The organism is Mesorhizobium sp. M8A.F.Ca.ET.208.01.1.1, assembly GCF_004791315.1.
Lineage (GTDB): Bacteria > Pseudomonadota > Alphaproteobacteria > Rhizobiales > Rhizobiaceae > Mesorhizobium.
In genome coordinates this window covers 357,606-377,979 of record NZ_SRUT01000005.1, presented here as the reverse complement: position 1 = coordinate 377,979, position 20,374 = coordinate 357,606, and the positions used below count along the sequence as shown (strand labels likewise).

At 59.5% G+C, this 20,374-nt stretch carries 17 protein-coding genes; 7 read left to right on the top strand and 10 right to left on the bottom strand.

Annotation, left to right across the window (positions count from 1 at the left end; all coding sequences use genetic code 11):
* The first annotated feature begins 237 nt into the window (after nucleotides 1-237).
* Nucleotides 238-1,125, top strand: coding sequence for a sugar phosphate isomerase/epimerase family protein (locus EN851_RS23745; protein ID WP_127870957.1), 888 nt, complete (start codon nucleotides 238-240; stop codon nucleotides 1,123-1,125).
* Between the two features lie 30 nt (nucleotides 1,126-1,155).
* On the opposite strand, the gene EN851_RS23740 is transcribed toward EN851_RS23745, so the two are convergent.
* Nucleotides 1,156-1,914, bottom strand: a complete 759-nt coding sequence (locus tag EN851_RS23740; protein ID WP_135930081.1) for a DeoR/GlpR family DNA-binding transcription regulator — start codon at nucleotides 1,912-1,914, stop codon at nucleotides 1,156-1,158.
* Nucleotides 1,915-2,459: 545 nt separating this feature from the next.
* Between EN851_RS23740 and EN851_RS23735 the strand changes: the two genes are divergently transcribed.
* The 3 genes from EN851_RS23735 (at nucleotide 2,460) to hisN (ending at nucleotide 5,738) form a co-directional block, all read left to right on the top strand.
* Nucleotides 2,460-3,629 (top strand): Gfo/Idh/MocA family oxidoreductase, encoded by a 1,170-nt coding sequence (locus EN851_RS23735; protein ID WP_135930080.1) that lies wholly within the window; start codon nucleotides 2,460-2,462, stop codon nucleotides 3,627-3,629.
* A 145-nt stretch (nucleotides 3,630-3,774) separates the two neighbouring features.
* Nucleotides 3,775-4,800 carry a glycoside hydrolase family 3 N-terminal domain-containing protein gene (locus EN851_RS23730; protein WP_135930079.1) on the top strand — a complete coding sequence of 342 codons (1,026 nt, stop codon included), beginning with the start codon at nucleotides 3,775-3,777 and terminating at the stop codon, nucleotides 4,798-4,800.
* Between the two features lie 137 nt (nucleotides 4,801-4,937).
* On the top strand, nucleotides 4,938-5,738 hold the full coding sequence (gene hisN / locus EN851_RS23725) for a histidinol-phosphatase (protein ID WP_245520800.1): 801 nt from the start codon (nucleotides 4,938-4,940) through the stop codon (nucleotides 5,736-5,738).
* A gap of 53 nt (nucleotides 5,739-5,791) precedes the next feature.
* Here hisN and EN851_RS23720 read toward each other — a convergent pair whose 3' ends face one another.
* The gene (locus tag EN851_RS23720; protein ID WP_127870954.1) at nucleotides 5,792-6,613 is read right to left on the bottom strand and encodes a helix-turn-helix transcriptional regulator; all 822 of its coding nucleotides are present in this window, start codon (nucleotides 6,611-6,613) and stop codon (nucleotides 5,792-5,794) included.
* A gap of 130 nt (nucleotides 6,614-6,743) precedes the next feature.
* Here EN851_RS23720 and EN851_RS23715 point away from each other — a divergent pair, with 130 nt between their 5' ends.
* Nucleotides 6,744-7,739, top strand: coding sequence for a Gfo/Idh/MocA family oxidoreductase (locus tag EN851_RS23715; protein ID WP_127870953.1), 996 nt, complete (start codon nucleotides 6,744-6,746; stop codon nucleotides 7,737-7,739).
* Between the two features lie 66 nt (nucleotides 7,740-7,805).
* On the opposite strand, the gene EN851_RS23710 is transcribed toward EN851_RS23715, so the two are convergent.
* The 8 genes from EN851_RS23710 to EN851_RS23675 form a co-directional block, all read right to left on the bottom strand.
* Entirely contained in the window at nucleotides 7,806-8,606 is an 801-nt protein-coding gene (locus tag EN851_RS23710; protein WP_245511667.1) for an IclR family transcriptional regulator, read from the bottom strand.
* Nucleotides 8,607-8,666: 60 nt separating this feature from the next.
* On the bottom strand, nucleotides 8,667-10,250 hold the full coding sequence (locus tag EN851_RS23705; protein ID WP_245520796.1) for an ABC transporter ATP-binding protein: 1,584 nt from the start codon (nucleotides 10,248-10,250) through the stop codon (nucleotides 8,667-8,669).
* 1 nt (nucleotide 10,251) lies between these two features.
* Nucleotides 10,252-11,082 carry an ABC transporter permease gene (locus tag EN851_RS23700; RefSeq protein ID WP_135930078.1) on the bottom strand — a complete coding sequence of 277 codons (831 nt, stop codon included), beginning with the start codon at nucleotides 11,080-11,082 and terminating at the stop codon, nucleotides 10,252-10,254.
* Nucleotides 11,083-11,099: 17 nt separating this feature from the next.
* Entirely contained in the window at nucleotides 11,100-12,068 is a 969-nt protein-coding gene (locus EN851_RS23695; protein ID WP_135930077.1) for an ABC transporter permease, read from the bottom strand.
* A 66-nt stretch (nucleotides 12,069-12,134) separates the two neighbouring features.
* The gene (locus EN851_RS23690; protein ID WP_245520795.1) at nucleotides 12,135-13,715 is read right to left on the bottom strand and encodes an ABC transporter substrate-binding protein; all 1,581 of its coding nucleotides are present in this window, start codon (nucleotides 13,713-13,715) and stop codon (nucleotides 12,135-12,137) included.
* A 78-nt stretch (nucleotides 13,716-13,793) separates the two neighbouring features.
* Entirely contained in the window at nucleotides 13,794-14,672 is an 879-nt protein-coding gene (locus EN851_RS23685; RefSeq protein WP_135930076.1) for a dihydrodipicolinate synthase family protein, read from the bottom strand.
* A gap of 527 nt (nucleotides 14,673-15,199) precedes the next feature.
* A complete protein-coding gene (locus EN851_RS23680) occupies nucleotides 15,200-15,790 on the bottom strand; it encodes a DUF1349 domain-containing protein (RefSeq protein WP_135930075.1) in 591 nt (196 codons plus the stop codon).
* Between the two features lie 230 nt (nucleotides 15,791-16,020).
* Nucleotides 16,021-16,746, bottom strand: coding sequence for a hypothetical protein (locus tag EN851_RS23675; protein WP_245520794.1), 726 nt, complete (start codon nucleotides 16,744-16,746; stop codon nucleotides 16,021-16,023).
* 433 nt (nucleotides 16,747-17,179) lie between these two features.
* Here EN851_RS23675 and EN851_RS23670 point away from each other — a divergent pair, with 433 nt between their 5' ends.
* Nucleotides 17,180-18,775 (top strand): GMC family oxidoreductase N-terminal domain-containing protein, encoded by a 1,596-nt coding sequence (locus tag EN851_RS23670; RefSeq protein WP_245520799.1) that lies wholly within the window; start codon nucleotides 17,180-17,182, stop codon nucleotides 18,773-18,775.
* 97 nt (nucleotides 18,776-18,872) lie between these two features.
* Nucleotides 18,873-20,057 (top strand): MFS transporter, encoded by a 1,185-nt coding sequence (locus EN851_RS23665; RefSeq protein ID WP_135930073.1) that lies wholly within the window; start codon nucleotides 18,873-18,875, stop codon nucleotides 20,055-20,057.
* Nucleotides 20,058-20,374: the final 317 nt, after the last annotated feature.

Here is a 20,374-nt window from a genome sequence, read left to right as displayed (position 1 = left end):
ATCAGAGAAGACTTGCGACAGTACGCGTTGACCCGTTCCCGCCGCCGATTGGCGAATTATGCCGAGACTGGCTCGTGCCACGCGCAACACGCTTCCGGAATCCGCGAGATTTTCGACGCGATGTAATGCGATAAGTGCTGCATATCGCGCAAGAATTCGCGCCACCGCGAAATTCCGCTTGCACAAGGCGTATGGCTTGCTTGCTGGTATTGTCAACCACTTACGACGGTGGAACCCATGTCGAAGCGCAACCAGATTATCCTGCATGCCCTTGTGGCGCGATACGGCACGCTGGCACTTGATCTCGATATCGCACACCTGACCGGTTTCGACGGGCTGGAAGCATCCGGCGCCAAGATTCGCGCTTTCCTGGACGCTGGTTTCAATTCGCAGGATTTGCGGCGCCTTATCGGCGATACTTTCATCCCAGGAGTTGGATTTCTTCTCGACGTGGAACGCTACGGCGACGCTCGAAAGGACCTGCTGAAAGACGCGGAAGCGTTGACTGACCTTGCCGCGGCGGTTGGAGCAAGGGGCATTCAGGTCATTACGGGTCCAATCAGTCTCGAGGCGCTCGATCCCACCAGCGTTACGCGGCGACCTGATCTCTACCGAGGCGTTGTTGGCCTGCCGATAGAGGAGCAGATCGACATTACGGCGTCTGGATTGGCCTCGGTCGCCGACGTTGCCGCCCAGCGCAACTTGGTCATCTACCACGAAGCGCTGTCCTGGACGCCGCTCAACACCCTCGACAGGCAGCTTCGCACCATCAGGAAAGCAGCGCGCGACAACATACGTCTCGTCGTCGACTTCTGGCACTGTTACACCTCAGGCGACGGTCCCGAACAAATCTCGCGATTAGACAAGGATCTGATTTACGGCGTGCACATCTGCGACTCTCTCCCGTTTGCGGGCGGGGTTCCCAACGAGCCCGTACTGCGCGACGTGGAAACAGGCAAAGGCGCCCTAGATCTCAGAGAGTGGGTGACTGCCGTGAAGTCCACCGGCTACGATGGCTGGTGGAGCTGCGAGCTGTTCTGCAACAAGCAGCATCAGATGAACAGCTATGAGGTCGCACGCGATCTCAAAAATCTCATGCAGGATCTTGTTGAAGGTCCTTCGTAGTCGATCGTCGAGGCTTCAATTTGAACCGCCCTATGCGCGGTGGATCACCGTGCCCTGCTTGCTAAACAATTCGAGGGTCTCGGCAGTTAGGTGGCGCCCGACCACCAAATGGTCGATCTCTCCAGGTCCCGCAACCTGAAAGGGTGCAACCCTTGACACCCTGTCGATTGCTGCAAAAACCACCCGAACGGCGCTTCGCCTGCACATCACGCGTTTGATCTCTGCCTCGGCAAGGTCGAATGCGGTCAGGCCGACGGAAGCATCTATGGCACAATCGCCAGCGAAGAAGAGATCGGCATGGAACTGCTCCAACTGCGAGAGGCAGACGGGTCCGAAAGAGCATCCTCTGTCCTGGTCGTATAGGCCGCCCAACAGAACCACGCGCGCTTGACGATGCCCTGCCAATGCCGTCGCGACAGACGGAGCGTTCGTCACAACCGTCAAGGTCATGTCACGGGGCAAAGCGCCAGCGCAGGCGACGTTTAGGGCTGCTTGATCCATCAGGATCACTGCGCCCGGTCGCACGAGCCTAGTTGCGGCAGCAGTCAGCACCGCGAGATCGGTGGCGGAAATTTTCAACCGCTCGCCTCCGGTGCCGGCCGCCGATGCCTTGGCGAGCGCTCCGCCGTAGACCCTGCGGCAAATCCCGGCTTTGGCAAGGTCGCGAAGATCGCGGCGTACGGTGTCTTCCGACACGCGGAACTCAAGCGCTAGCGCATTGGCCAGGACCTTGCCTTGCTCGGCCAATCTATCGCGTATGATCGCCTGACGCTCTTCCGAAAGCATCATCCAGACCTCCCAGGCAGATCATGGGCAGCTTCCAATTTCGTCTTCATCGCTAGAGGATATAACTCCCTACCTTCCCAAGCCACAATGTCATCATGAACCGGCGCTGCCTGTCGAGCCAAGGGCGCTGCTCATCGATCATGTGGTCGACAAGTCTCACTACCTGCCGCTCACCGACGCAATTTCGCACAGTCATCATTCCTGACGCATTTGGACGTCCATCTCCGACGCGGGAAAAGGGGGAACGGGTCGCGGAACATCGTATCCACCATACCAACCCGTGCTGTCCGACCGCTTACGGGGCGCGGATACCATCGCGGCTGAGCGGCGCTCAAATGGGAGTCTGGACTCGATGCACGATGGACAGCGATCTAGGCGCATCGCGTCACTGTGCGTCACAGATTGGAACCGTGCGAACTTGTCGCTTGATCTAGCGAGTGGAAGGGTACCCTGGGACTTTTCCTCGGCGCCGCCGCTGTCGAATTGGAAGAGTACAACATCCGTCTCCGACCGGTCCAGACAGTGGCCGAAATGCGCAATGGGTACCTATGAGCCTTCTAACGAATGACATCCCCCGCAAACGTCGTCTTCGCGCCGGAATGGTGGGAGGCGGTCGTGGTTCATTCTTTGCAAGTCGCCACCGAACTGCCATGCGGCTTACCAATCGTTTCGAACTTGTAGCTGGCGCTTTCTCGTCCGACCCGCAAACATGCGTTGAAGCGGGCGACGCGCTTGGGGTGGCTGCGGACCGCAATTACCTCAGCTTCCAAGACATGGCGGCCTCCGAAGCAGCACGCGACGATGCGATCGAAGTCGCGATCATCGTCACGCCCAATCATCTGCATTTCGAACCGTGCAAAGCGTTTCTCGACGCGGGCATTCCTGTCATCTGCGAAAAGCCGCTGGTCCACTCGTCGGAGCAGGCGCGCGAGCTTCAGCGGATAGCGGCGGCCAATGACACGTTCTTTGCCGTGACATACACCTATACAGGCTATCCCATGGTCCGAGACGCGCGCGCTCGTATTCGCGCGGGCGAGATCGGGCAGGTTCGCTTCATGCACGTTGAGTATCTGCTCGAATGGTTGGTCAACGACCCCTCGAAACTGGGCAAGGGCGGGATATGGCGCGGCGATCCGGCAAAGGCGGGACCGACGGGCGCGCTGGGGGATATCGGCACGCACGCTTTCAATATCCTCGAGTTTGTGTCCGGGCTCCGATGCACAGCACTCAGCGCCAACCTGATGCGAACCGTCGATTCCTTTGGGTTGGACGACACTGACTTGATCCAGCTGGAATTCGAGGGCAACGCCAACGGCGTCTTGTGGTCCTCCTTTGCCGCTCCTGGCCATCGCAACGGCCTGCGCTTCAAGATCGTCGGCTCCAAGGCCACCATGGAATGGCGGCAGGAGGCGCCGGAAACGCTTAGCGTCTTCCGTCTTGGCCAAGGCGACCTCACCTATCGTCGCGGAAACGGCGACCTGTCGGCTGACGCGAAACTGGCAACCAGCTTGCCGGCCGGCTCTCCCGAAGGCTACCTCGAAGCACTCGCTGTCTTGTACAGCGACTATGCGACGGCGCTCGAGGCAGGCCGAAACTGGCGAAAAGCGCTGCAGGTGGCGGTTTCCGATGTTTACGAAGGGCTGAGGGGCGTCCTGCTGTCCGAGATCAGCGTCACGTCTTCAGCGTCGAAAGCGTGGGTTGCGTTCCCAAATTCGTAGAGCAGACAAACGTCAATGATTGGACTTTGGCTGGCTCGCTGACAGCACAAGCCAAACCCATCTCCACCTCATCCCTCCCGGGTTGCACGGTCTTTGCATCGAACCACTACACTTTCAGAGCCAAGACAAATCAGGACTGAACAAAATGGATGACCTATCCCGCGACGCTTACGCAGTACTCCTGCCCGCCTATGACAAGGTCGAGTTCACCAAAGCGTCGACGTCTTTCTTCAATGCCGGCGGCGTCGCTTCCCTTCTCGGATCGACGCGCGAGGAGTATGTGGCGCGTCGCATGTCGCCAGCTAGGCAGCAATCGGAAACGCAGCAGCTTCTTCTGGACTACCACGACCGCGCGCGGTCGCTTGCCGACGACGTGCTGATTGCAATCGATTACGAACTGGGAGGGGTGCACCGCCTCCATAACCTTGGACCCCAGCTTCCTCATCCGCGCGAAGTTCTGGAGATGAAGGAGACCGAGATCGAGCACTTTGGCGTGGAGGCCGCTCGCGCCGCCAAATCCTGCGGCATCAACTTCTTTTTGGCCCCCGTCGTAGACCTGGTGACCGGAAGCAATCCGTGGCTGCTTGACCGCACCTTTTCCGTGGATGCCGACCTCGTCAGTCGCGCCACGTCGGCATTCATTCGAGGCGTGCAGAGCCAGGGGGTGGCGGCAACAGCAAAGCACTTTCCCGGCCATCCCCATGTGCCTGAAGACCCGCACGACAGCGCGACTGTGTCGGTCACTGCCTCGCTGGACGAGCTCAAACCCAATCTGAAATGCTTCGACGCGGCCATTGCGGCGGGTGTGCGCGCCATCATGACCGGGCCCATACCGGTCGATGCAATCGATCCGACCGAGCCTTCGTCGACTTCCGCAAAGGTGGTCGCGATGCTTCGCGGTGCCCACAGGTTCCGTGGCCTGATTGTTTCGGACGATCTCGATCTGCCTGGAACGTTGCGCGGCCGCACGGTTCCGGAAGCCGCGATGGCGTCGCTCAAAGCCGGCGTCGACCTTCTTCTGTTGGCGGGCGGGCCCCAGGTCGATGAGGTGGCAAACACTATCATCGCCAGTGTCCGCGCCGGCAAACTCGAACGAGGTGTCGTTGCCCGTGCGGCGAGCGCAGTGCGTCTGCTGGCTGGGGATTCTGCTCTGTCCTTGCAGGCGGCCTGAGGACCGACCGGTCGCGCAAGCCTGCGCTGGATGAAATTGCCCGGTGCTTGTTCTAGACAGACAAGAGGGCGCACCTCAAAATTGAAACTCGATCCAGCGTTTGACCCAAGGCGGCAGCCGCATTCGACTAGTTGGAGATGGAACCCATGTCAAAGCTCCCGGACTCGTCCTTCCTGCACCATCTGGCTGATTTGGCGGACGCCGAGACCCTGCCCCGCTATCTGGTCGACCTCGCCGTAGAGACAAAGGTGAAGGCTGGATACAGGTTCGATCCGGTGACCGAGGCAGATCGCGAGGCCGAAATCGCGTTGCGTGCCGCCATAGTGAAAGAGTTCCCGGACCACGCGGTACTCGGCGAGGAATTCGGCGAGACGGGCGGCGGCAGCGACTGGCGATGGGTCCTCGATCCCGTTGACGGAACGCGACCTTTCATCTGCGGCATTCCGGTCTGGGGGACGCTCATCGGTCTAACCAATCGCGGCCACGCCGAGATGGGGATGCTCAGCCAGCCCTATATCGGCGAACGGTTTTGGGCCGACGCAACGGGCGCATGGCGCCAGCGCGCCGGCGAGCGAAAAGCACTCAAGACGCGCAACATCGACAATCTCTCCGACGCCATTCTCCACACCAACTCGCCCGAACATTTTCATGGCGATCTGAAGGCTGGATTCGAACGGCTGAACAGCGCGGTGAAGATGACCCGGTATGGCGGGGAATGCTACGCTTTTGCAATGCTGGCCGCGGGTCGGATCGATCTATCGCTTGAGCCGTCCCTGCAGCCCTACGACATCGTGGCCCTGATACCGATTATTGAAAAGGCAGGCGGTGTCGTCACCCGTATCGACGGTGGCCGCGCCGAAGAGGGAGGGCCGGTCCTGGCCTCAGCAACGCCTGCGCTGCATCGGTTGGCGTTGAATGAGCTTGTCGGCACGGCATAGGCCGGCTTCGCGGTAGCGTTGGACTACAGCCTCGTGCCGTGAAGGCTCCGAGACTACATCTGGATCATGTCGGACCCGTCACCGAGGTACTGCAGCACTTCCCTGGGGATGCTCGGGTCGCCCCTGTCGATCACTGTAAGCTCCTTGAGGTGACGGCGCTGGAGCAGGCCTGGTCCTTTGTAGTGCAAAGCGACCTTCGTTGAGTAGGGTTGGCGAAAGGCATTGGCCGCGATGCCGCTAGCAATGCCGAACATGAAGCGCTTGGCGTTTCGTTTCACCTGGGCGTAGACGCCGAAGGTGAGCTCATTGCTCTGAATGCCTTCGAAATCGGCTGTGAATAGCCTGTCCGCCACCGGAAAACTAAAACCATAGTACTTAAAGACATATTCGGTTTTTCCCGGCTTGTCGAAGCTCGGAAACCGTTCAATATAGTAATGCTGCAGAAACTTATCCGATCTGTACAAGCAGAATGCCGATTTCAGGATGAAGCCTTTGTAGATCGAAGAAAACTGATACCGGTCATAAACACCCAGGATCTCGGAATCCTGAACGGTGCTGTCAAAAACAATGTTGGAGAGGAAATTCACAAACTCAGGCAAATGCCGGGCAGTCGACATTGCATGAAAAAAATTGCCGTCGATCAGCGTCCGAAATTCCTCCGGGTTGGAGAAAAGGATCGGGACGCTCAGCCCGAAGAAGTTCGCGATCGTGCGCAGGTTGGCGCTCGACGGTACGTGGGCGCCGGACAAATATTTGTTAAATTGTTGCCGGTTGACGTTTAATTTGCGACAAACGGCAGCCACAGACCCGTGACGGTCGCAGAGGGTTCTCAAATTCGCCGCCAGCGCGGCATTATCCCCTGCGAGGTGGTTCAATCTGGCGGCCTTCCCGGTGACGCGACTAGACGCTCTGTGTACGCCACATTAATGCAGAACTCAATCAGATGCGAAGTTGGCTCCGCGACGCGAATTCGCCCATACTTGGACCGAATAAGGAGCGCCCGGCATGGCAACTCACGGCAAGACGGGGTGGTCGGTTATGGGCACCGGCACCATCGCCTCGGAGCAGATGGTCGCCGGCATCAGGGCGCAAGGGCATACTCCCCTGTGGGTGGTCAGCCGGCGCAAACTGGACGCCGCGCATTTCGCCCAGGACCTGGATATCCCACAGTGGACAACCAACTTGTCGAATGCACTCGGCGACCCTGACGTCGAGTTCATCTATGTCAGCGCGCGGATAGGGCGCCGAGGGCACTATATCGCTGCCGCGGCGGAGGCCAGGAAGAACGTCCTTTGCGACGGTCCCATCTCTGAAAGCAGCAAGACGGCGGCCGCTTTGGTGCGAATGTGCGATACGGCCGGGATCGTGCTTGCCGTACATCACCCGTTCCGGGCTTCGGCGATCCACCAGACCATGCGCAGGCTGATCGTCGACGGCGAAATCGGCAAGGTTCAATCGACCCTTATAACACGCGAGGGACCATACAAGCCGACAGCCAAGCGCAGGATGGACGATCTCGAAAGCGACAGCGACATCTATCTCGACATGTCCGTCGACGACATCGACCTGGCTAGATTCCTCACGGGCGCGGAGCCTCAGGAAGTTTCCGCCCTCGGTGCGAATGAAGGCAATGGTCCTAACCAGATTTCCTATGCTTTCAAGCTCGACGATGGCAGCATATTCCAAACGTTCGAGAGTTTCGCGATCATGGACATGGAAAGCACGGTGGTGGTCGCCGGCGATCGCGGCACACTGATCGCCCATGGCACGCTGAACGGGAAGGCTTCGGGTACGCTCATGCGACGCCATGGCGCCAAGAATGAGCTCGTTCCGGTTCGCGACGGAGACTCCCATGTCGCGACCGTCGAGGATTTTGTCAGCGCCGGGGAGCGAAAAATGTCCTGGCTGGCGCGAGGCTCGGATAATGTCGCGGCCCTGCGGGCCGCCGAGGCGGTGGCCACGGCTGCGACAAAGCGCCGAACAATCGCAATTCGGCCGTAACCTGCAGAGCCTGGCTGTCGAAATGACAGCCGGGCAGGTTGCTCCGCCGATCACTCGCTGCGGGGGTCAGGCTGACATCTTCCCTTCATACCCCATGGCGCGCGATATCTGATCCGCGATCTCGGCAACGCGCCTGCCCGTCGAAGGGAGATCCTCGTCGGTGACGCGCGCGATCGGCCCGCTGATGCTGATCGCGCCGAGCGGGCGTCCGGCCTCATCGTAAACAGGTGCCCCGATACAGCGGCCACCTATCGCCGACTCCTCGTTGTCGACCGCAAAGCCCCGCTCCCGTATGAGCGGGAATTCGCCACGCAGTTGGTCCAGCGTGACGAGGGTATTCTGGGTGTAGCGGGGTAACCCCGATGAATTGATGAGCCTGTTAACTTCATGCGCATCCAGCCGGGCGAGTATGGACTTTCCCAAGGAGCTGGCATGCCACGGATTCGTCACGCCGACTGACGCCCCCTGACGCAAGGTTTGCATGGCCTCGATACAGTCCACGACAACGAGTTCATCGCGCAGCCAGAGAGCGAAGCTGACCGTCTCGTTGAACTGCTCGTGCAGGGTTTCGAGATAGGGACGGGCTACAGTTCGCACATCCCTTCTATGGAGGGATTTCTGCCCCAGAATATAGAGCCCGATGCCCAGGACATAGCGGTTGCCGTTTACCTTGGCGATAAGACCATGACCGACAAGACTGGAGACATAGCGCGACGTCGTTGGTTGGCCCAGCCCGACCTCGCGGGCAATCATTGACAGCGACATCGGCTGGTCAGCCCGTTCGAGAACGCGTAGAACGGCAACCGCCCGATCGACTGCGTCGAAACGGGCACTCTTCTGCTCATCGGTGGCAAGGTCGGTGGGCAAGATCGCTCCGGCGAATCTCCATGACAATCGCCCTCTTGGTGCTCCAAGAAGAGGTTGCCGTCAATTAAGGCGCGGCGCGGCTTCCAACAACATCCTCGTGTAGCGATGCTGCGGCGAATGGAGGACTTCGTTCGTTCGCCCGGCCTCAACGATGTCCCCGTCCTTCATGATTATGATGGACCGAGCGATTTCCGAGACCAGCGGCAGGTTGTGCGTTATGAACAACATTGCAAGACCATCCTTCTTCAGATCGAGCAGAAGCTCGACGACCGCTGCCTGCACAGACACGTCTAGAGCCGACGTAATCTCATCACAAATCAGAAGCCTCGGTTTCAAAGCCAGCGCGCGGGCCACCGCCACGCGCTGACGCTCGCCTCCGGACAGATCCGCGGGATAGAGGTCGATTACTCTTTGCGGCAGTCGAACGCGGTCGAGCAGCGACCGGACCTCCGCACCAACCCTCGTCTTGTCCGTCATCCCGGTCAGGCGAACGGCGCGGGCAATGCTTTGAGCAATCGATTCCTTGGGGTTGAGCGAGCGGTCAGGGTTCTGAAACACGATCTGCATGGCGCTCAGATCAGCTTTGGAGCGGCTCGACACGGCGAAGGGTATCGAATGGCCTTCAAACAACAAGCTGCCCGTGGCATTGCCATGCAAACCCGTCACGCAGCGGCCTGTCGTGGTCTTGCCGCTGCCGCTGCCGCCGACCAGCCCCACGCATTCGCCTTTGCCGACCGAGAATGAGATGCCGTGGACAACCTCGACGTGGCCATGCGAGGCGCGCAGGTTCTTCACCTCGAGGACGTTCCGGAATGCAAGGGGGTTGACGGTCGTGTCATCCGCCGCAGGACCCGGGCTATCGGTCACCAGTCGCGGTATGGCGTCGAGCAGCATGCGCGTATAGTCGTCGCGCGGCTCCGCGAAAACCTGCTTGCGGCCACCTTGCTCAACAATCCTGCCGGACAGCATGACGGCCACCCGATCGGCCACGACGTTCACGACCGCAAGGTCGTGAGTTACATACACCACGCTGGCGTTGCTGGACTTCACCAGCCTGGCAATCAGTTCAAGGATCGTCTGCTGGGTAGAGACGTCAAGGCCCGTCGTTGGCTCATCCATCACGATCACTTGCGGTGACGTCATAAAGGCCATGGCAATGGCGATGCGTTGAAGTTGTCCGCCGCTCAACTCGAAGGGATAGCGTTTCAAAAAACGCTTATCATCGGGGAGGTCGACGTTGCGCAGAGCTTCGGCCAGCAACGGCTTCAGGCTGGGCTGCGAGTGACCATGCGCGGCAAGAAGTTCGGTCATTTGCTTGCCGATGGACATTCTCGGACTGAAGCTGGTGGTCGGATTCTGCGGTACCAGCGAGACCTTACCGCCTTGAAAGGGACGCCTCTCGCGCCCTGAAAGCGAGAGGATGTCGGTGCCGCCAATGATTATCTTGCCCGACGAAATTCGCATTCCCGGTCGCGCGAAGCCAAGCAAGCTCAGCGCGACAGAGGTCTTGCCCGATCCCGACTCGCCGATGATGGCCAGGACTTCGCCGCGTTCAACGGCAATGGATACATCGCTGACGATTTCGCGGCCGCTGAGATCGTGCATGAAAAGCGACTGCACGACGAGCGGAATTGCTTCGGCCATTTCAAATCTCTTTCGAGCGACCAACCGAGCGCGCAAAGCTGTCGGTCAGAACGTTGACGGCAACGGAGAAGACGGCAATCGCAAGCGCCGGCGCGATGGCGATCCATGGCGAGATGGTGATGCCGATTCGGTTTTCGCTGATCATCAGGCCCCAGTCGGCGGCCGGCGGCGGCAGGCCCAGTCCCAGATAGCTGAGAGAGGCGTAAAGAATGATCGATCCGCAAAGCCGCACACCGAAATCGGCAAGGACCGGCGTCAGCACGTTTGGAAGGATGTCGAGGAAACAGATCGCCGCCCAGCTTTCTCCGCGGGCGAAGGCCGCCTCCACGTACTCGTTCTTTGAAATATCCATCGTGATCAAACGCACGATGCGGAAGATGCGGGGCGAATGCAGGATAACGATGCCCACAATCACGGTTGGGAGGCTGGGGCCGGTCGAGGCGAGAAGCACCAGAAGGAAGATGGCTGGCGGCAAGGCATAGATGACATCGGAGATTGCGATCAGCAGGACATCGAGAGGCCCTCGCCGCAAGCCGGAGTAGATGCCCAACGGCACGGCCACGATATAGGCCGCGACGGTCGCGCACAGCGCGACGACGAGCACCGTCCTGCCGCCGTAGAGGAAACGGCTGAAAGTATCGCGGCCGAGGAAATCGGTTCCGAGCCAATGCTCGTGCGTTATGGGCGCGAACGGAGCGCCGACAATTTCATCAAAGACGTAGGGGCTGAAATAGGGTCCAAGCGTGGCAAGAGCGATGATGACCAGGACTAGGACCAAGGCGATGCGGGCAGCGGGCTTGGCCAGCGTAAGGCGCAGGACAGAGGTGGACATTGACCGATCTCCCCGGCTCAGTTCTTGCCACGTGCAACGCGCAGCCTTGGGTTCAGGAGCAGGATCAGCGCTTCCGACACCAGGTTGATAAGCACGTAGGTAGCCGTGATGATCAGCGTGATGGCGAGCACTGTCGGCATGTCACGGTTGATCACCGCATCTGAAAGCGCGCTGCCGATTCCGGGCAGTTGGAAGACGGATTCTGTGACCACGACCCCACCCGCCAGCCAGGCCGCGTTCAACGCGATCGTCTGAACGGTCGGCGTGATGGTGTTGGGAAGGACGTGCCATATCAACACCCGCGCGGGACTTATTCCGCGAAGCCTCACCATGTAGATGTACTCGGCGCTCAGCACTTCGAGGGCCACCGCGCGAACCATGCGCACGACCTGCGCGAGCGTCGTGCCAAGCAGCGTCAGCACCGGCAAGATGAAGAGGCTGGATTGGGATGAAAGCGGCAGGCTGTCGTTGATCAGTGAAACCGGCGGCAGCCAGCGCAGATAGACCGCGAAAAGGACGATCAGCACGGTGCCAATGACGAACTCGGGCAAGGCAACCGTGACGATGGTCGGGACCGATATCAGGTGATCCGCCAACCTGTCTTTGTAGATCGCCGCGACAATGCCAAGGACGAACGAGAGCGGTATCAGCAGCAGCAGCGAGGTGACCGTCAGCACCATGGTGTTGACGGCCCTAGGCCCGATCGCTTCCCACACCGGCCGGCCTGAGGGGATTGATCGTCCGAAGTCGCCAGTGAGGGCGCCTTCGATCCAGCTGAAATACTGCACGACCGCAGGCCGATCCATGCCGAACTCGCGCCTGAGCGCCTCGACTGCGGAGGGGTCGGCCTTGGCGCCGAGAGCCGCACGGGCCGGATCTCCCGGCAGATACTGTGTCGCGGTGAAGACAACCACCGAGACGGCAAATAGCGTGACGACAGCCAGGACTATTCTCGTCAGCAGCAGCTTCAGCAATGGCTTATTCAAGGGCTATCACTCTTCATATGAGAGGAAGCCGCCGTGAGCCGATCGGCGCCACGGCGGCCTTGCTGCTTACGCGAGATAGACACTTTCGAATTGATAATAGCCGAGGTTTCTCTGGGTCGATGGAACGATGTTCTTGACCTTGGTGCTGGAAGCGTCGAGGAGATCGCGGAAGCCCCAGATGATATAGGCTCCCTCGTTCCAGAGCACCTTCTGCGCCTCCACATAATATTCGCGGCGTTTGGGGGCGTCGAACGTGGTCCTTGCCTTGTTGACCCACTTGTCGAACGCGTCGCTGGTCCAATCCGGTTCGTTCCAGTAGGCGCCTCGCGCATAGCCCTGGCCGAATTGGGATTCGAGGGTGTGCTGGCCCCAGTCCGAACTTCCCATTTGGGTCTTCTTGAAGTTCGGGCCGGAATAGTAGCTGTCCGGCGGGACAACCATGAGCTCGATGTTCACGCCAATTTTCTTCGCCTGGTTGGCGATGAGGGTGGCCGACGCCTGCATGCCTGGAGCAGCATCTGAAGTGTAGAGCGTGATTGACTGGCTGTTGTCGTAGCCCGCCTGCTTGAGCAGCGATTTGGCCTGATCCGGATCATATGTGCGCTGCGGGAGTTCGGACGCATAGTCCGGATCCGTGATGCAGTGCAGATCATTGCCGATCCTGCCATAGCCGGACAGAGCGTTGTCGAGCAGTTGCTGGCGGTCGATCATGAGCCTGAAGGCCTGCCGGACCTTCACGTCGGTAAATGGCTTCAGGTTTGTCATCATGAATTGATCGGTGGTGGCGCCGCTCTTGGAACGCAGCAGCACAAGCGCAGGATTGGCTTCGATGAGCCGCGCCAGGCTTCCGTCAAGCTGTGCCACAGCGTCCACCTGGCCGGCCACCAGCGCATTCATGCGAGCGGTCGGATCGTTTATCGCAATGAACTCGACGCCATCCAGGTAGGGCTGCCCTGCCGTGCGATAATTGTCGCTGCGTGCCAGTGTCACCCGCTGGCCGCGCGACCACGACACGAACTTGAAGGGTCCGGTGCCGATCGGCTTGTCGAAGTCGGTCGTGCCGTCCTTTATGAGGAACATCACCTTGCTGCCCAGCACTTGCGGCAACAGGGCATAAGGCTGTTTCAGCTCGATTTCGACGGTGCTGGCATCCAATGCACGCACGCCCTTTGGTTCCAGTAGCGGAGCCAGATTGGGGTAGGCATCGGCTTTATTGTCGGGGTTGAGGATGTACTGGATGGTGTAGGCTACGTCCTTGGCAGTGAAGGGAGCACCGTCGTGCCACACCACACCCTTCTTGAGCTTGATCTTCCAGATGTTGCCATCGCTGTTGTGGGTGAAGTCATCGGCCAGCTTGTTGTAGAGATTGCCGTCCTTGTCGAAGTCGGTGAGCCGATCGAAGATCGACTGGGCGACGGCGAAATCCATGTCGCCCGTCGAGATGAAGGGGTTGAGCGATGACTTCGCGCCGGCCGCTCCAAGGCCGACCCGGAGCGTCCCTCCCCGCTTCGGTTCGTCGGCAAGGGCCGGGCGAAGCCCTACCCCTGCAAGCACAATGCCCGTGCCCATCAACAAGCCTGTTTTCAATAGATCGCGGCGCCCGATAAGCGCCGGATCAGCGTTGGGGCGATTGATGTCCTTGCTCATGTCCACATTCCCTCTGTTTTGATTGTTTTGTTTGTGTGCTAGTCGACCAACGGACGGGCAGCTGCAGCCGATCCCGGCTCAGGCAAGCAGTCCGGCATGCTTGAGTGCCTTGATGATGTTGTCCTGATCCTCCTTGGCCAGGTTGCCATTGGGCAGGCGCGGTTCACCCACCTTGCGGCCCTGGGCATTGATCGCGAACTTGATGCGGGCGGGGAAATTGACCCCCTTGGTCATTTCGCGGGCGAGCGGTGCGATCTTGTCCGTAAGCCTGCGGCCGAGCGCGTAGTCGCCCGCCGCATGCGCGGCATGGATTTCCACATATTGCTTCGGGATGACGCTGTTGATGCCCGAGATCGAGGCCTTTGCCCCGAACAGGAAGCTCGCAATGTTGACGCTGTCGGCACCCGCGGCGATGACAACCCGGTCTCCGACGGTCTGGACCAGCTCCGTCACAGGCTCCAGAGCCACTTCCTTCAGGCAGATGACCTCGGGCAGCTCGGCAATGCGCTGCATGACGGCCGGCGGGTTGAAGAAATGATTGTAGTAGATGATGGGAAGCGAGGTTGCCGTCCCGACATCCTGGATGAACTTGTCCAGTCCTTCCCCGGACGGGGTATTGTAGATGGGCGGTCCAAGCATGAGGGCGCAGGCGCCGTTCTGCTTGGCGATTTGACCACGTTTTATAGCGTCGCGTGTGGTGGTCGTGATTATCCCGGCAATGACGCGCAGCTTGCTGCTGGTTGTTGCGGTCTCCACCAGGATGCCGAGTTCTTCGGCGGAGAGTTCATCACCTGAACCGGTGCTGCCGCCGACCACGGCGAGGCTGATGCCCGCGCTCTCCATGAACTTCAGTTCGCCCTTGAACAGGTCAAGGTCCAGATCACCGTCGGGTTTGAAGGTCGAAACGAGCGGCGGGATGATCCCCTTGATCTCGTCCTTTTGAAGCACAGTCGTCATTGCCAATCCTTATTTCACTCAGTGAAAGTCACTATTACTGAATGAACATCCCGTGAAGTACCCCGCTTGTCAAGAGCGTTTTGCACAGCTGGTTCGAACGACAATTTCCGGTCGGCTTATTGAACCTCCGATTTCGTCCCTCGAGACGGATCGCCGGTCTTTTGTTCAATGGGAGGAGCGAAGCCGGATGATTACCGGCCTTCTGTTCGCTTATGACCGCTCTTGCGGCTCTACATCGGAATGCCAAACTGGAAGCAGGCGAGCTAAACGAGACCTATGGCGTCACTGTCCGGGCGCTCGCCCGCGATGGGTCGACACGATGCAATTCGTGCCAAGACGTGAACAAAACTGCGCACCCGCATTTGCTCCCGCAGAAAGGCGGCGCGCCGAATTGGCCAGCCGCTTGTGGTATCAACTGGCCGATAAAGCAGCCGTCGCTGCTATCACAGGCACTTCTCGAGGACCGACCGAAGTAGAGAACCGGGCCGCAGATGACGGCCCGGCTTCGTCAATGAGTGCCGGCTTAACTATTGTCCGTTGCGCAGATCGTCGATCTTGCCGACCGAAAGTTTGACGTCGGAGAAGACAGCGGTCGTCCCCTCGCCCGTGGGTGATTGAACCCCCATGCCGATGCGGATCGGCCGCCTTGCAATGCCAGGCAGCGTGAACCAGCGCAGGAAGTTCCAGTATTTGCCGTCCGCCGAAAAGTGGAGGGCGATCGCCTCTCCATCGCTATAGGCGCGCAACCACACATGGTCGCCGGGAAAGGCTGGGCCATCCGAATCGTCGGATGTGGTGCGCGTGACCACACTGACGATGGTCGGCTTGCGTGCGGCGGAAAACTCGAAGGCGATCTTCGCCCAGTTGTCGCCGTCGCATTCGATGAAGAGAGCGCCACCGTCATACGCGGACGCGAATTCGATGGAGACCTTTGCGGATAATGCAAAATGCTGGTCTTCAACCTCACCCACCATTCGCGTGACATTTGCCATCCGGCTCTTGCCGCTTGGGGCGAAGAACCAATCCGTTTTCCCATTGACACGGAGCCGCACCACGTCGTCCTGGATGGTTGCCGTGCCGTTGTCGGTGCCCTCAACGAGCAAGCTGTCGAGTTTCATAAGTGCTTCCTTTCACGTTGCAAGATTGCGTGCCTCGCGGCGCGCCGTTTTGATCATGTCCAGTTCTCAAAGGCCGAGAGCCAGCGACCAGCGCCGGGCAAAATCCCAAGCCCGTCGATCTGCTCTGATGCTGGATTGTTAGCCTTCCATGGCCGATGGAGATATGGCTGGATCATGGTCGCGACGGCGTTTACGAGAAAGGCTCGCGGAGGCCATGGCCGTGACAGCCGTTATGGATGGAGTTCTATCGCCAGCCAGACCGAGTCGGTGTCCGCGTAATAGCGATGCCAGGGGTAGCTCCACTGGTTTTTGCCTGTAACCCGGCAGAACGGGTCATGCGAATAACCGACAGGCATCACCACGTCCTCGTAAATCGTGGTTTCGTCGCGCAGTTTAAATTTCTGCATGCGGCCACTGCCATGGATTTGGGTATGCGTTTCCAGGAATGGGTGCTCATTGTGGATGAAGCAGTCCGTGTCTCCCGGCGACCACCACAGATTGAGCTTGAGCGTGAACGTCTGCGGCGATCCTGGGGCGGCACGCTCATTGGTGAAGACCAGCGGGTCGGTCGACACCGTGCCGATCTCGTCCTGCGACGAAATGAAAAGCGGCGTATCGCGTGGAAAGCTTTTGATGCGATTGCCCAGCCAATCCCAACCGCGAAACATGCACCCGCCAAGATTGGTGGCTCTTCGCACCTTGAGGATAGCCGCGCGCTCCGCGGACTTGATTTGCCCGCCCTTCAGCCATGTCGATTTCCAGGCAGGCACGATTGCCGGATGCTCCTCCCCGGTGATCATGGCGTTGGGGCTGATGTTCACAACGACGGCATCTTCAACGGCATAGTCGCGGACATCTTCCACGAGTTTGGCCAAGATGAAGTCGTCGGCAAACGAAAGGTCTCTCGTTTGGTTGGGCACGGTTTTGTCGTCCATCCTGAGGGTGACTTTCGCCATACCAGACCATAATGCGGCAGTTGAAAGAAGTGCGCGTTCTGACGATTATGGTCGTGACTTGACGCCTTTGGTGCGTCAAACCGCGAAGGCCTGAGTATCTCAAACTCGGTTGGCCTGGCACCGGCACCTATCAGCTTTCCAACCATCGCCTTGTTTGGCGCTCGCCGTGCCGGTGGCCCGATGCTTGCGCCAAAGCGCAACGTCTCTCGCGCGCTTCATGTTGCGTCTAAGTTCGCGGCCCTGCGAACTTGTCAGGGGTACTCGATGTTTGCCTACTAGCCGCCGATGCCTCGGTATTGTCGAGGTCCGCCGCGGTCAATCGAACATTGACGGTGGCGCACTGGCCCCTGAAACCGGGGCCGCTTTTGTAGGATCTTGACCCATGACAGCGCATGGCTCGGCCCTCTGGGGTATACGTCCGCAGGACGAAGTGATGCAGACCAATTGCGACTATATCGTCATTGGCGGCGGCTCGACCGGCTGCGTGATTGCCTCGCGGCTCTCGGAGAACCCCGATGCCTCGGTCTTCCTGTTGGAGGAAGGGCCGCGCGACTTCAATCCTTACATCCATATTCCGGGCGCCTACTACAAGACTGCTCAAGGATCACTCCTGAAACGAATTGCCTGGGAACCGACCTCAAGCCAATCGCGAAGCGAACAGCCGACCATGGTCCAGGCCCGGGTGCTGGGCGGCGGCAGTTCAGTCAACGCCATGATCTATATCCGCGGCGCTCCGTCCGACTATGCGCGGTGGGAGGCGCTCGGCGCGGATGGCTGGAACTACGCTGATGTACTGCCCTTCTTTCTGCGTTCCGAAGACAACAATCGGTTCTGCAATCAGGCTCACGCAGCGGGCGGACCGCTCGGCGTTTCCGACATCGACCACATCCACCCCCTCACCCGCGCCTGGCTGCAGGCCTGTCAGCAGGCTGGACTGCCTTATAATCCGGACTTCAATTCGGGCGACCAGGCCGGCTGCGGTCTTTACCAGATCACCGCCAGGAACAAACAGCGCAGCAGTGCTGCCACGGCCTTCATCAAGCCCGCCCGGCACAGATCCAATTTGCAGATTCGAACCGGTTCCACGGTCACGCGAATAATCGTCGAGAAGGGGCGTGCCGTTGGTGTGGAGTACGTCGCAAAAGGCCGCAAATGGGTGCTTATGGCCAGTCGCGAAGTGATCCTGTCGGCCGGCGCGATTGCCTCGCCGAAATTGCTGATGTTGTCTGGAATCGGCCCCGCCGGGGCCTTGCGCGAACATGGCATTCCTGTCGTTGCCGACTTGCCGGGCGTCGGGCAAAACCTCCAGGACCATATCGAGATATCTCTCGTCTATCAGTTGAACGGCCCCCACAGCTACGACAAATACAAGAAGCCGCACTGGAAGGCCGCTGCCGGTCTGAACTACCTCCTGTTCCGGGATGGGCCTGCTTCGTCGAACCTCATCGAAGGCGGTGCGTTCTGGTGGGGCAATACAAGCGAGGCCATCCCGGATGTGCAATACTTTATGGTCGTGGGAGCCGGCATCGAGGAAGGTGTCGATGCAGTCCCGGGCGGGAATGGCTGCACCATCAATCTTGGGCAGATCAGGCCGCGATCTCGAGGGGAAGTGACGCTGAGAAGCGCCGACCCCTACGAAAATCCACGTGTTGCGCCGCGATATTTTTCCGACACCTACGATCTCGATGCGGTGGTTGAAGGAACGATGGGAGCGTTCGATATCATGGAGCAGCCGGCCATCCGTCGCTACATTGCGTCAAGGCAGATCCCGTCCGCCGGCATAGCGACTCCGCTGCAGGTGAGAAAGTTCTGCCAAGAGGTCGCGCACCCGGCGCTGCATCCGGCCGGCACCTGCCGAATGGGCAAGGACGGCATGGCAGTCGTCGATCCCGAGCTTCGCGTCCACGGTGTAGAAGGCCTTCGCGTGGCAGATGCATCGGTCATGCCGACGCTCATATCCGGCAACCCCAACGCTGTGTGCATTATGATCGGCGAGAGGACCGCGAACTTTATCCAGCATGGCAAGTAGGAACGCGCCTCAGTTCTATCTCCAAGATCAGCCTCACGCGCTCGCCGGCCTCCCGCAAGCCGGCTGATAATGACAAGCAGTCCGGAGGCCTACGATAGTGAACGATGTCTCGACGATTTCCCAAGGCATCAAACGAAGCCGGTTCTTCTGCAGTCTGTTCTTTCTCGGCGGCGGTATCGGGATCGGGGCTTGGGCTTCGTCCCTTCCAGTCTTCAGCATTCAAATGAACCTGGATAAAGGGCAACTCGGGCTGGTCCTGATCTGCTTTGCTCTCGGCGCCATCTCGATGATGACCAATATAGGCCGCTTGGCAGCGATTGTTCCAAGCAGTGTCCTCAGCTTACTGGGATCGATTACCTTTGGCGCCACCCTGATAGCCCTCCCTTATGTCGGTGGCGCCTGGCCGCTGGCGGCGGTTGTGTTTCTTGCGGGGGCCGGTTTCGGAACGCTCGACGTTTCGATGAATATCGATGCCTCGGCATTGGAGCGCCGCATGCGGAGGCAGGTGATGTCGTCTTTCCATGCCGTATTCAGTTTCGGAAGCTTAGCCGGCGCGTTTGTGGTCGGTCAAATGCTGTCCTACGGTGGCGCCTTGAGCGTATGCCTTGGCGTCACGGGGGCCGGTGTGGGGGCAGTGGCGCTTGTCGCCTGCGCGGGGTGGAACAATGCAGCCCGGTTCAACGGGCCTGCGGACGCGATAGAGGCGACGGACGGCAAGTTGGACAGCGCATTGACGAAGCACCTCTACCTGCTTGGCGGCCTCGCATTTCTGGGGATGCTCGCCGAGGGCGGGATGATGGATTGGAGCGCCATTTACATCGTGACGCGATCCGGCGGCGCAGAAAGCACAGGCGCCTATGGCTTCGCGGCATTTGCGACCATGATGGCAACCGGCCGCCTGTTCGGTGACGCCATCGCCAACAGCATCGGTCAGATGACGATGTTGAGCTACTGCGCAATAATTTGCGCAGGCTCGGTGCTCGTATTGATCCTGATGGGCGGCAATCTGCCAGTTGTCCTGGTTGCGCTTACGGTGTGCGGCCTTGGCCTTGCCAACGTCGTGCCCACCCTCTTTGCTGCCGCTGGCCGTGCGGGAGGCACATCGGCTGCTCGCGCAATGTCAATCGTGACGACGATGGGATATGCTGGATTGCTGCTGGGGCCTGGATTGCTGGGCCTGATCGCACATGTCTCGTCGCTGGCCGGCAGTTTCTGCGCCATCCTGCTGGCATTCATCGCCATTTCGGTTTCAGCGCGCTCCGTGAGGCGGGTGATGGCTTGATCAGCGACGTTTCCCGCGCGAAACGCGGTGTGGCCGCCAAGCTTTTCTCGGACGTTGAGCCGCGCGGAAGAGTACTGTCAAAAGTATCGTCGGATTGATCTACTGGCCCTACATCCCAATGAAGACCTCGCTCGCATGGGGTCAAAAAAATCAGTGATTTAGGGCAGTCGGAGACTGCGTTGATGATGTGACATCGATAGTGAATGAGACTATCCGCAAATCGTTGTTTTTTCTGCGAAAAACTACGTCGGAGCACTCTATACTACGCTAACCCCTACTCCCACTCGATTGTTCCCAACCCAGCTAGGTCATTGATC